The sequence below is a fragment of the Tenacibaculum sp. 190524A02b genome, from assembly GCF_964036645.1.
Lineage (GTDB): Bacteria > Bacteroidota > Bacteroidia > Flavobacteriales > Flavobacteriaceae > Polaribacter > Polaribacter vairaonense.
The window spans coordinates 2,359,245-2,371,949 of record NZ_OZ038525.1 but is presented as its reverse complement, the minus strand read 5'-3'; the positions used below and the strand labels follow the sequence as shown (position 1 = coordinate 2,371,949).

The 12,705-nt window shown below is 30.2% G+C and carries 10 protein-coding genes; all 10 read left to right on the top strand.

The genetic code is table 11. The annotated features are described in order from the left end of the window. The first annotated feature begins 142 nt into the window (after positions 1-142). The 10 genes from ABNT65_RS09545 (at position 143) to ABNT65_RS09500 (ending at position 12,631) form a co-directional block, all read left to right on the top strand. Positions 143-1,597, top strand: coding sequence for a DUF389 domain-containing protein (locus tag ABNT65_RS09545; RefSeq protein WP_348747761.1), 1,455 nt, complete (start codon positions 143-145; stop codon positions 1,595-1,597). 269 nt (positions 1,598-1,866) lie between these two features. Beyond that, positions 1,867-2,730, top strand: coding sequence for an alpha/beta hydrolase (locus ABNT65_RS09540; RefSeq protein ID WP_348747760.1), 864 nt, complete (start codon positions 1,867-1,869; stop codon positions 2,728-2,730). Between the two features lie 335 nt (positions 2,731-3,065). Next, positions 3,066-4,271 carry a GTP-binding protein gene (locus ABNT65_RS09535; RefSeq protein WP_348747759.1) on the top strand — a complete coding sequence of 402 codons (1,206 nt, stop codon included), beginning with the start codon at positions 3,066-3,068 and terminating at the stop codon, positions 4,269-4,271. Positions 4,272-4,310: 39 nt separating this feature from the next. Further along, entirely contained in the window at positions 4,311-5,987 is a 1,677-nt protein-coding gene (locus tag ABNT65_RS09530; protein WP_348747758.1) for a PhoX family protein, read from the top strand. Positions 5,988-5,998: 11 nt separating this feature from the next. Beyond that, a complete protein-coding gene (locus tag ABNT65_RS09525; RefSeq protein WP_348747757.1) occupies positions 5,999-6,955 on the top strand; it encodes an alpha/beta hydrolase family protein in 957 nt (318 codons plus the stop codon). A gap of 220 nt (positions 6,956-7,175) precedes the next feature. Beyond that, the gene (locus tag ABNT65_RS09520) at positions 7,176-8,006 is read left to right on the top strand and encodes an endonuclease/exonuclease/phosphatase family protein (protein ID WP_348747756.1); all 831 of its coding nucleotides are present in this window, start codon (positions 7,176-7,178) and stop codon (positions 8,004-8,006) included. 123 nt (positions 8,007-8,129) lie between these two features. Beyond that, a complete protein-coding gene (locus ABNT65_RS09515) occupies positions 8,130-8,858 on the top strand; it encodes a DUF6503 family protein (protein ID WP_348747755.1) in 729 nt (242 codons plus the stop codon). 227 nt (positions 8,859-9,085) lie between these two features. Then, entirely contained in the window at positions 9,086-9,475 is a 390-nt protein-coding gene (locus ABNT65_RS09510) for a nuclear transport factor 2 family protein (RefSeq protein ID WP_348747754.1), read from the top strand. 417 nt (positions 9,476-9,892) lie between these two features. Continuing rightward, positions 9,893-10,465 (top strand): Crp/Fnr family transcriptional regulator, encoded by a 573-nt coding sequence (locus tag ABNT65_RS09505; protein ID WP_348747753.1) that lies wholly within the window; start codon positions 9,893-9,895, stop codon positions 10,463-10,465. A 198-nt stretch (positions 10,466-10,663) separates the two neighbouring features. Further along, positions 10,664-12,631, top strand: coding sequence for an endonuclease (locus tag ABNT65_RS09500; RefSeq protein WP_348747752.1), 1,968 nt, complete (start codon positions 10,664-10,666; stop codon positions 12,629-12,631). Positions 12,632-12,705 lie beyond the last annotated feature (74 nt).

The following is a 12,705-nucleotide window of genomic DNA, read 5'->3' as shown; positions in this document are numbered from 1 at the left end:
AGGAAGACACACCAATGCTAAAGGGAAATACATCAAGAGTAATGAGAGTGACACCCCAATACTAAAGGGGATGAACTTTTAAGGTAAGGAAAGTAACAAGGGAATTTTGTATCTTTCCACAGTTAACAAAAAATCAAAATTAATGGAAGAAAAATTGAATAATGAAGAGGCTGTAGAGCAGTCAAAACAAGATGTACAGGAAAGAGCAATAGGTTTGTGGGAAAGTTCCAAGAAGTTTTTAGTTGAGCTTTTAGATTTTCGTCATGATACAGATCATCAAGCAACCATTGAGGCAATAAAAGGCGATATTGCTTTTAAAGGAACTACTACTTGGATTTTAATATGTTCTATATTCGTGGCATCCATTGGGTTAAACGCAAATTCTACAGCTGTAGTTATCGGAGCTATGTTAATATCCCCACTAATGGGACCAATTTTAGGAATAGGAATGTCTATTGCTATTAATGATATTGATACCTTAAGAAAATCAATGGTCAACCTAGTAACCATGATTGTATTGAGTTTAATAACTGCTTTTTTATTTTTCTTTTTATTCCCATTAAAAGAGGAGACTTCTGAGTTATTAGGGCGTGTTAAACCTGACATTAGAGATGTATTAATTGCTTTTTTTGGAGGATTAGCGTTAATAATTGCACGGACTAAAAAAGGAACGATTGCTTCAGTAATATTTGGAGTTGCTATTGCAACAGCTTTAATGCCTCCCTTGTGTACAGCAGGTTATGGGTTAGCTATAGGGAATTTAGATTATTTCTTAGGCGCAATGTATTTATTTATTATCAATACTATTTTTATAGCCTTAGCAACTTTTTTAGTTTTAAAATTATTAGGATTCACTATGATTCGTTATGTGAATTCTGTAAAGCGTAAAAGGATTGCTCGTATTGCTTCGTTTATAGCAATTTTAGTAATGGTACCAGCAGTTTTTACGTTTATTAATGTATACAAAGAAAGTGTAATTAATGCCAACTATAAAAAGTTTTTAAAAGAAGAAGTGTTAGCGAATAAAGATTTGTGGTTACAAAGAGAAAGTATTGATGTGAAAGAAGAAAAGATAAGTCTTTTTTTTAATGGGGATGTAACCGATGCAACTGAAACTTTTTTACGAAATGAACTAAAATCATACTCAAAAATAGATTCTTATAAGCTTATGATTAATGAAAATAAAGCAAGAAGTGTTGATAGAGTGGTAGATGCTTATGATAGAGCTATTGCTGATTTAGATAGAAAAGATAATGTAATAAAAGGATTACATAAGCAAATTGAAGATTTAGAATTAACAATTACTGGTTTAAATGCTAGAATTGAACAAGATGCCTTAAATAGAGATAAAAATAGTGTGCCTTTTAGTAAGATTATAAAAGAAGCTAAAATTCGTTATAATGATATAACTAGGATGAGTTTCTCTAAAACTTTAAGTTCCAAAGACTTTATTAAGATTGATACCATGCCAGAAATGTTAGTAATATGGAATAAAAAATTACAGGATACAGTAATGGTTAAAAAGGAAAAGGAATTAAAGACTTGGTTACAGAAGGAACTAAAGTTATCTAATTTGAAGTTAATTAGTAAAAAATAAACTATTAAAAGTGGGGAATGGTAATTACTAAATTATGTTTCCCCATTTTAAATATTACAAGTTTTCTTTTTTAGAGAAGAGAAAATAAATAAAAAAGTACTCTTTAAAAAAGGAAAGAAAAAATGTTAGGAAAATCCTGAACCAAAATTTGAACAGAGTACATTGTTATTGTGGTGTAAAATAACTCTGGTATAAAAAGAATAAAGAGAAAAAGTAAAAATAGTTAATTCATAAAACAGTTTAATTAAGTTAAAAAGAAAAGTAATAGAATGAAGAAAATTTTAAAAATTACAAAATGGCTATTTATTATCGCATTATCAATCATATTTTTATCTATTTTATACCTACGTTTCTCTAGGTTTTCTGATAAAATGATTTATCATATGAATGGGACTAAATATGATAAATTTGAATCTGATTTAAATTATGAAGAATTTTATATTGAGCCTGAGAATAACGTAAAGTTACATGGTGTACTTTTCAAACCAGATTCAATTGCTACTGTGGGTACTATTTTTCATTATTCTGGAAAAGGGATGCATTTAATGTCTTCCATTCAAAAATCGTATGAACCATTATTAAAAAAAGGATTTCAAGTTTTTTGTTTTGAGAGAAGGAACTTTGGGAAGTCAAATGGGAAAGCTACTAATTCTTTAACCTTAAAAAAAGACGCTTTGTTTATTTTTGATGAAATAATAAAGCATAAAGATGTAAAGGGTAAACCTGTTGTTATTTGGGGACAATCATTAGGAGGTGCTTTTGCTACTATGAATGCAAATGAGCGACAAGAAAAAATAAAAGGGTTACTATTAGAAGGAACTTTTAGTTCATTTCCTGATATAGGAAAAGTGTATGCAAGCGTACTTAATTTAGAGAATTTTAAATGGTTAGTACCAATGCTTATGAATAATGATTTTCCTGCTGAGGAAGAAATACAAAATTTAACAATACCAACGATAGTACTACATAGTAAATCAGATAAACAAGTGCCATATGAACTAGGTAGAAAACTCTTTGAAGCAGCGAACCCTAATAATACTACATTTTGGGATATTGAGAGCAAGCATATTATGGGAATCTATGATTATGAGGAGAAGTATGTAAAAGCATTTGTTAAGATGATAGAAAATTAATGCTATTTAAGTAACTTTAATAGTATGCAGCCCATACAAAAGTAGATATAAAGAATTATTTATTTAATAGATAAAGAGTTTGATTTTGTATTAAATTATTTTCAAACTCTAAAAAAGAAAACACGAATACTTTGTATAAGTAGGAGAAATAGTTAAGTAAAGAGTATTGGGTAATAAAAGATTGCTATTTAACCATGTAGAGTAAGTTAACAACATTTTTTTTAAGCAAGTTCTTAAGAACTTGCTTTTTTAGTTTTCTTTAATTTCATGTTAATGCAACTAAATTGCGTTTAAGGTGTTTTTTAAGTATGTTTGCGATAACAAAAACAAACAAAATGACTAATAAACTACCAGTAACGGTGCTTAGTGGATTTCTAGGCGCAGGTAAAACTACCCTATTAAATCACATTTTACATAACAAAGAAGGCTTAAAAGTAGCTGTAATTGTAAATGATATGAGTGAAGTAAATGTAGATGCTGAATTGGTGAAAAATGAAAATACGCTTTCTCGCACAGAAGAAAAGTTAGTTGAAATGAGTAATGGATGTATTTGTTGTACGCTTAGGGAAGACTTGATGGTAGAAGTAGAAAGATTAGCCAAAGAAAGTAGGTTTGATTATTTACTTATTGAAAGTACTGGGATAAGTGAACCTGTGCCAGTAGCTCAAACATTTTCTTTTATAGATGAGGATAATGGTATTGATTTATCACGTTTTAGTTATGTAGATACCATGGTAACGGTAGTGGATGCTTTTAATTTTTTTAAAGATTTTGGTAGCCCTGAAAGATTAATAGATAGAGACCTTACAGATATAGAAGGAGATTATAGAACGATTGTAAATTTACTTACAGATCAAATTGAGTTTGCTAATGTTATTCTTTTAAATAAAACAGATTTGATCACTAAGGAACATTTAGGTGTTTTGAAAGCTGCTATTCAAAAATTAAACCCTTCAGCAAAAATTATTGCATCTAGTTATGGTAAAATCAAACCAGAAGAAATTTTGAACACAAAACTTTTTAACTTTGAAGAAGCTGAACAAAGTGCTGGTTGGATTGAAGAATTAAACGCTGATGGACATACTCCAGAAACAGAAGAGTATGGAATATCTTCTTTTGTGTATAGAAGTAAAAAACCATTTGATCCTACACGTTTTTGGAGCTATATTCAGAACAAATTTCCTACTAATATTATAAGAAGTAAAGGATTGTTTTGGATTGGATCTAGACCAGAACAAGCTTTAGTTTGGGGGCAAGCAGGAGGTTCTTTAAAGGCTGATAGTGCTGGTGTTTGGTGGGCAAGTATGACGTTTGAAGAGCGCATACAATATATGGCGTTTGTAGAAAATCAAGAAGAAATTGAATCAGGATGGGATCATAAGTTTGGAGATCGAAAAAATGAAATCGTTTTTATTGGACAAAACATGGATGAAACCTTAATTAGATCACATTTAGATGCTTGTTTAATAACAGATGAAGAAGTACTGCTTGGGCATTGGAAAGAAGGATATGAAGATAATTGGCCTGTTCAAAGAGCTTAATAGTATTCAATAAAACTAAGACCTTTAAAACTATATAGAATGAAATATAATAGAAGAAAATTCATATCCTTTTTGGGTAAAGCAAGTATAGCAGCTACTGTACCTCCTTTTTTAATGAGGTGTGGAAATACTAGTTCACCAACAGTAAAAAAAGAACTCTCTAATCTAAAATTGAAAAGATTAAAAGAATTAGTATTGGAAAGCTTACCAGCTTCTGATAAGGATGATTTACTTTTAACTAAGGGGTTAAATTATCATACAATCATAAAATGGGGAGATACAATCAATACAAAAGATACTTTTGGGTTTAATAATGATTTTACCTGTTTTATCCCTTTTGATAAAAATAACCCTAAAGATGGTTTGCTATGGGTAAATCATGAATATGTAAATCCGCTTTATGTTTCAGATTTTAATTTTAGAGATTATAAAAATCCAGAAAAACACAGAACTATACAACAGGTTGATAAAGAAATGTACAATGTTGGAGGAAGTATTGTACGGATACAGGAAGTCAATGGAAAATGGAATATTGTAGAGAATGATCCATATAATAGAAGAATAACAGCAAAAACACCTATTAAGCTAAACTGGGATACACCAATTAAAGGAAAAACAACAGTTATAGGTACATTAAGTAATTGTTCAGGAGGTATTACACCATGGAATACATTTTTAACCTGTGAAGAAAATTACGATGGTTTCTACGGAGAAACAGAATATGATGACAACAATGTTTCAACTAGGAAACCAAGTAAACATTATGGTTGGGAAATTTTTTACGATTATCCACCAGAGCATTACGGTTGGGTGGTAGAAGTAAACCCTAAAGACGGAACCGCCCAAAAACATATTGCCCTAGGAAGGTTTGCACATGAATGTTGTACGTTATATGAGTTAGAAGACAAACGATTGGTAGCTTATACAGGAGATGATAAAAATGATGAACATTTATATAAATTTATTTCCTCTAAACCAGGTTCTTTAAAAGAAGGAACTCTCTATGTGGCAGATACTGTTAATGGTAAGTGGTTAGCTTTAGATTGGGAACAACAACCTAAATTGAAAGCGAAATTTAAAGACCAAACAGAAGTGTTAATTAGAGCAAGAGAAGCAGCAAAATTAGTAGGAGCTACTGAATTAAATCGACCTGAAGATATTGAAATTGATCCTGTTACTGGTCATGTATTGGTTTCATTAACAAATAATAAAGAGAAAGGAGATTTCCATGGTTCCATTTTAAAAGTTGAAGAAACAAATGGGAAGTTTGATGCCTTAACTTTTAAGGCTTCAACGTACATAGCAGGAGGAGAAGTTAATGGCTTCTCTTGTCCAGATAATTTAGCATTTGATTTAGCAGGAAATTTATGGATTACTTCAGATATGTCTGGAAGTGCAATGAATAAAGAAGAAGGACCTTATATGTCTTTTAAAAACAATAGCTTATTTGTAATTCCAAGATATGGTAAGGAAGCTGGTAAGGTAATTAGGGTAGCTTCTGCACCAGTAGATGCTGAACTTACAGGGCCTTGGTTTTCTCCAGATGGTGAAACCTTGTTTTTAAGTGTTCAACATCCTGGAGGACAAACAACAGATATTAAAAAGCCAACTAGTAAATGGCCTTTTGATAAAGATAATATCCCCAAATCTTCTGTGGTAGCTATTAAAGGTGATTTGATAGAAAAAATGAACTTATTACACAAAATTGAAGGGTGAAAGAAGAGCAAATGAAGTTACTTAATATTCTTTTAATACTGTTTTTTGGATGTATACAGATGTTAGGGCAATCCAAAATATATAATATTACTCAGATAGCTATTAAAAAAACATATAAAGAAACTAGCGGGCTTGCAAAATATAGGTATGATAGTTTATCGTATAAAGAGGCTAGGGTTCAAAATAAGTATATATATGAAAAGTTTAATTATAAGAGTGATGGTTTTGAGGTAGAAGGTTTCTTATGTCGCCCAAAAAGCCTTGGAAATAAAAAGATACCAGTAATTATTTATAATAGAGGAGGAACAGGAAATATTGGTAGGTTATCAGAAGAAGATTTGCCCGATTTTTATTGGTTTGCAAAAAATGGCTTTGCAGTATATGCGTCAAGTTATCGATTTGTAGGTAAACTAGGTAAATTAGATCAAGCAGGAGGAGAGGATGTAAATGATGTTGTAAACTTGTATAATGCTGTTAAAAATATTGAGTTTGTAGATCCGAATAATATTTTTATGATGGGGGTTTCTAGAGGAGGAATGATGACCTATCAAAGTTTAAAGAGAATAAATGTTAATGCAGCTGCCGTTATAGGAGGTGTAGCAGATCTTAATATATTATCTAAAAAAAGACCGATATTTATTACTGGATGGTCAGATTTAGAGGAAAAGTATAATTATAAAGGACTTGAAAATATTTTACCCAATTTTGCAGAGAATAAGGAGAAGTATTTAAACCAACGTTCAGCTACAAAATGGGCAAGCCAAATAAATTCACCTGTTTATATATTACATTCTAGACAAGATGGAAGAGTTTCTGTAATAGGTGCATTAGAGCTAGCAAAACAACTCCATAATTTTAAAAAGGAGTATAAAATGAAAATATATGATCGAAAAAGTCATTCATTGCCCTATTCTAAATTTGATGGCTTTGAAGAAATAATAGAATGGTTTAAAAATCATATTCAATAAATTTACTTGAAATAGTAAAAAGCAAGCTTGTAAAAGCTTGTTTTTTTGTTTAAAGAAAATAGGTGTAATAGAGGTTTTTTAACAAAAAAACAGTTTTTTTACAAGAAGTCAAAAAACTTAAATAAAAACATAGATAACAGTTGGTTAGTGTTGTAATAACATTTTGATTAGTTCGTTGAAATTAACTTAATAAGAACTTATAAATTTGAAATTAACCAAAATGAAAACACTAATTTTTAAACTGTCAATGGTGCTATTAGCGCTAACAATTACCTCTTGTTCCAATGAAGACTTAAGTTTAATGGAGCAAAAAGAACACTCAAAGCAACATAAAAAAGGAAAAAATGTACTTCGTTTTGTAACCTACAATATTCATGGGGGCAAAGGACCAAACAACGAAGGAGACCTTAAAAGTAATTTAGAAGCTTTTAAAAAGTTATTAAGCTCAGAAGAAGTGTTGTTTTTACAAGAAGTCCAACCGCATCAAGTAGAAACTGTAAAAGATATTTATGATGATTTTCCACATTCTTTTTACACTAAAATAGAAGCTGATAGTTACTGGGATTGGGGGACTTTTTCATTTAAAAAAAGAGAAAGCGGTCAAATTATTTTATCCAAAATACCATTTCAAATTAAGCATGAAAAACTAATTCAAAAAGACCCAGGAGGTGATCATTGGGAAAGAAAGGCGCAGGAAGTAACTCTAGAAATGAGTAACAAAAGAAAGTTGAAGTTTTTCCATTACCATAATACCTACAATTGGAATTTAGATGACTTTGCTTCTGAAAAAGAAGGTATGATAAAGTATAGAAATTATGTTGACGAAAGAATAAATGAAACTAGTTACAATTTAAGTAATAACTTAATTATGTTAGGAGATTTTAACTTATTTAAAGAAGATGTTACTGAAATTATTAATACAAAAGCACATGCATTTAATGGAAGAGATCATATAAATAGTATGATTCCTTTTCTTAAATCAGGTTCTTATAATACCTTTTCAAAAAAGTTATCAGATCATGATGCAGTTTGGGCTGAAATAGATTATTAAAATAGCCAAAAAAGAGGCGTATGAAAACACATTTTATAAGCGCCTCTTTTTGAATGTTAAGCTCTATCTATTCCTAATACACTTTTCTTATCTTAGTAGGGTAATCTATAATAATCTATAATAATGAAGAGTAAAGAAGTACTGATGATAGTTACCACTTTTTTATTATTGGGATGTAAGCAGGAACAACAACTTAATGGTAGAACAATTTTAAAAGAAGCCATATTAGTCCATGATGCCAATAATAATTGGAATACAACACAATTAAACTTGCATATACAAGAACCAAGAAAAGGGAATCCACATCGATATTCCATTTTAAATTTAGATAATAGTACAAAAGCATTTCGATTAAAAAGAAATAGAGATCAACACATTTCTGAGCATATTATTGAAAGTGGTGGGAATAGTTTTGTTTTATTAGATGGAAGCAAAAATATTGATAGTTTATTAATAGAAAAGTACAGATTAAACCCTTCTAGAAATATAGGGTATAAAAAGTTTTATCATTTGTTGTATGGTTTACCAATGACATTAAATAGTTGGGTTGAAAAAATAAATAATACTTCTGAAACTATTTTTAATGGAGAAGCATGTTATAAAATAGAGCTAGTACTAAAAGAAGCCATGTTTTCTAAACATTGGAATGTTTTTATTTCTAAAGAAGAAAAAGAAATAAAAGGAATAGAAATGATAGTGCCAGAGAAGCCAGATGGAGGAGAAAGAATTTATTTTGAAGGTAATATACTTGTAAATGGTATAAATATTCCAAGAGTAAGGCATTGGCATGAATTCAATTCGGATGCCTATTCTGGGTCAGATATAATTGTTAAAGAAATACTAATAAACTAAGGCAGTTAATTGATAACAGTTGTATGTTAGTACCATAGGCAATTCTACCTTTTTCTACAATGGTTGTTATAAGTCTAAAATATTTGATTTCCATACCTGACAAAGGTAATGGTTAGAGGTAATAAGAAAGTTGAGAAAATTTCAATGATACATTAGAAAAACTCAATTTCTAAATTAAAAAAGAAGCAGTACGCTAGTTAACTTTGGTAACTATAAATTATAAAGCAATGCAAAAACACCAAACAAATTCCAATTTAGACTTAATAGCTGCTGTACAAATATATTTTGACGCATTGTATTATTGCGATACTAAAAAATTGAATCAAGTATTTCATAAAAACGCCAGTCTTTTTGATGTTGATGAAGGAAAGGTTTTTATAGAGTCCATTGCTAGCTTTAGCAAAGATGTAGGAGGAAGGATATCACCAAAAAGTGTAGGGCAACAACCTGAAGCAGAAATATTAATGATTGATTGGTTATCTGAAGCCTGTGCAACTGTAAAAATAAGAATCAGAGCTCATAAAAATATATTTGTTGATCATCTTGGTTTTGTTAAAGGAGAAGAAGGTTGGCAAATAGTTTCTAAAATATGGCACTTAGAAAAAACAATAGAATAAGTTTTTTAGTTGTTTGTGTTGTAGTTTTTAATTATTAGTAGACATATTCAAAGTTTATATTTAAACATTCATAATTTAAAATTTGATAAACATATGGTAGCACAGAAATTTACAGGATTAACTTACTAAAATTAATAACCTATAGTTCTTGTACACGTTTTTTTTCTCGGAAACTTTTCGTGTACATCTACTGTACACGTTTTTTTTCTTGGAAACTTTTCGTGTACACCTACTGTACACGTTTTTTTTCTCAGAAATTTTTCGTGTACAAAATAGTTACCACTGTTTTATAGTAGTATAAGCTATCGTGAGTATTTAATATTTTCAACTAGATACTCCGAGTGTGTTAAAAGTAAAAACAGATTTGTAATCTGTAAAAGTTAAATTACTTTTACTTTAAAGTTTATTTTAGCCATCATGGAAGAACTTTTACATTATATACAAAAGATTAGCCGAATTGAAGCTGCTACATTTAGGGAATTGAAAAAATTAGTTCAACCACTTACATTAAATAAAAACGACTTTTTTGTAAAGGCTGGAGAATATGCACAACAAATTGGTTTTTTAAAAAAAGGTATTGTAAGAGCGTTCTTTCTAAATCAAGAAGGAAAAGAATACAATAAACAATTTTTTGTAGAACCTTCAATAATTGGAGCTTATACTTCTTTACTTACCCAACAACCTACACAAATAGCGCAACAGGCTCTAACGGATTGTGAAATTTTAGTAATCAATTATAGAGAGTTGGTAAAGTACTATGATAGGTTTCATGATTTAGAAAGATTAGGTAGAAAAATTGCAGAGAATTACTTTTTAGAAAAAGAGCAAAAAGAAATTGAAATGGCATTGCTTGAAGCCGATAAAAGATATCAAATTATGAGAGAAAGATTCCCTACCTTAGAATTAGCAATACCTCAATATCATATAGCATCTTATTTAGGAATATCAGCTACTCAATTAAGTAGAATCCGAAGAAAAATAAAAATATAGATGTTAAATAGTTAAAGTATTACTTTTTAAAATGCTAGATTAAATAGAATTAAAAAGACTTGTCTTTTTCTTTACACATATCCGTTTGTAAATAGATGGGTAGTGGTTAAATTTGTAGTCTAATAAAAACAATACTTGATAAAGCCTATATCAATGTATCTTTGTTGTTGATTTGTAGAGATTTGATAAAATATAGAAATGGATAAAACTAGAATTAAATTACCACTTTTACTGTTCTTATTAATAATTAGTGAGCTTTCAATTGGTCAGGTGGTTATAAATGAATTAGATTGTGATACACCAGGTGTAGATGATAAAGAATTTATAGAGCTAAAATCTGATATACCTAATTTTGATTTAGAAGGGTATGTTCTTGTTTTTTTTAACGGTTCAACAAGTGGTGCAGATAGTAGTTATTTTGCAATTGATTTGGACGGCCTTACTACAGATGTAAATGGACTTTTACTTATAGGAAGTGATAATGTTGCCCCTTTTCCGCAGCGTTTAATTTCTGCAAATGTCATTCAAAATGGGGCAGATGCAGTAGCAATTTACAAAGCAAATGACTTTGATTTTCCCGAAGGAACTTTAGCTACAACAACAAATTTGATTGATGCGTTAGTCTATGATACTAGTGATTCAGATGATACTGGATTAATGACGCTTTTGGGAGTAAGTGAGCAAATCAATGAAGGCTCTAGTAATAACACAAACTCTATTCAACGTTTTGTAGATATGGATAATAATGTTTCATATAAGGCTGCAACACCAACACCAAGAGCATTAAACGATGGAGGAGGTGTTGTAATCAATACATTAACTATGTCAACAGTTATGAAGCAATACACAGAAGGAGCAAGTTTTGATATTACCATTACTTCTGATGTAAATGTAACTACCGACCTTAATTTTGATATAATGCTCAATAATGGGACTTTTAATAATTCAGATTATACAGGTGTTACCTCGCTTACCATTCCGAATGGTCAAAATTCAATAACAACAACAATAACACTTATTGATGATTCAGATAATGAAGGTGATGAAGAATTACAAATTCGGTTTTTTAATTTGCCAGCTACAGTAATTCCTTACAATAATAATTTAATAGTAAGAGTTGTAGACAATGATTTTACAGTAGCAGGTTGGGGAACACCAATAAACCCAACGTTTGGTATTGTAAAGAGTACAGAACCTAGTGGATATTATGATAATTTGAATGGTTTGTCAGGTGATGAATTACGTAACGCATTGCAAAATATTATTGCTAATCCGAATATTGTACGAGCACAAACATATGCTGATGTTATTGATATTTTAAAAGAAGCTGATCAAAATCCTTTAAATAGTAATGAAGTTTGGCTAGTATATACAGAGAAAAGTAGGGCTAAGTTAGATTTGCAAATGGATTCAAATAATAATGGTAAGTGGAATAGAGAGCATACTTTTCCTAGATCTCGTGGAGGTTTTCATGACATTGATAAAGATGATATAGCAGACGGAATTGATAAGTTTTGGACAACTAAAGCAGATTCACTTCGCCATGGAAATTCTGATGCACATGCATTACGTGTGGCAGATGGGCCAGAAAACAGTTCCAGAGGAAACCAACATTATGGACAATATAACGGACCTACCGGTACTTTAGGTAGCTTTTATGGTGATGTAGCACGAAGCGTTTTGTTTATGGAAATTCGTTATAACGGATTGAAAGTAGTTAACGGTTTTCCTAGTACGGTTGGACAATTAGGAGATTTAGCAACCTTATTAAATTGGCATCGAAATGATCCTCCTGATGACTTTGAAATGAACAGAAATAATGTGGTATATAAATGGCAATTTAACCGAAATCCTTTTATTGATCATCCAGATTTGGTCGAATATATTTGGGGTACTCAAGCTGGAGATGAGTGGGGACAACCTTTAAGTATTGTTGAGGATAATTTACCTCAAATAAGCATATTTCCAAACCCAACCAGAAATAGTATTCAAATTTATGGACTTAAAGATGTTGCTAAAATAGAGGTGTTTTCTTTGGGAGGAAAGAAACTTTATAAAACAGTCAAGGCTAATGGTAAATTAAATTTAAATTTAGCTAGTGGAATTTATGTCATTAAAATTAAGTCGGAAAATAAATCAATAGTTAAAAAACTAGTGGTAAAATAAATTTCTGTTTTCTAAAACGATTAGTTTGTTTTTTTTAAAACTTAATAAAGAACATTTCAAGGAGTATTTAACAA

Coding starts and splice junctions, on each gene's coding strand:
- ABNT65_RS09545 (WP_348747761.1), top strand. CDS start 143: ATGGAAGAAAAATTGAATAATGAAGAGGCTGTAGAGCAGTCAAAACAA.
- ABNT65_RS09540 (WP_348747760.1), top strand. CDS start 1,867: ATGAAGAAAATTTTAAAAATTACAAAATGGCTATTTATTATCGCATTA.
- ABNT65_RS09535 (WP_348747759.1), top strand. CDS start 3,066: ATGACTAATAAACTACCAGTAACGGTGCTTAGTGGATTTCTAGGCGCA.
- ABNT65_RS09530 (WP_348747758.1), top strand. CDS start 4,311: ATGAAATATAATAGAAGAAAATTCATATCCTTTTTGGGTAAAGCAAGT.
- ABNT65_RS09525 (WP_348747757.1), top strand. CDS start 5,999: ATGAAGTTACTTAATATTCTTTTAATACTGTTTTTTGGATGTATACAG.
- ABNT65_RS09520 (WP_348747756.1), top strand. CDS start 7,176: ATGAAAACACTAATTTTTAAACTGTCAATGGTGCTATTAGCGCTAACA.
- ABNT65_RS09515 (WP_348747755.1), top strand. CDS start 8,130: ATGAAGAGTAAAGAAGTACTGATGATAGTTACCACTTTTTTATTATTG.
- ABNT65_RS09510 (WP_348747754.1), top strand. CDS start 9,086: ATGCAAAAACACCAAACAAATTCCAATTTAGACTTAATAGCTGCTGTA.
- ABNT65_RS09505 (WP_348747753.1), top strand. CDS start 9,893: ATGGAAGAACTTTTACATTATATACAAAAGATTAGCCGAATTGAAGCT.
- ABNT65_RS09500 (WP_348747752.1), top strand. CDS start 10,664: ATGGATAAAACTAGAATTAAATTACCACTTTTACTGTTCTTATTAATA.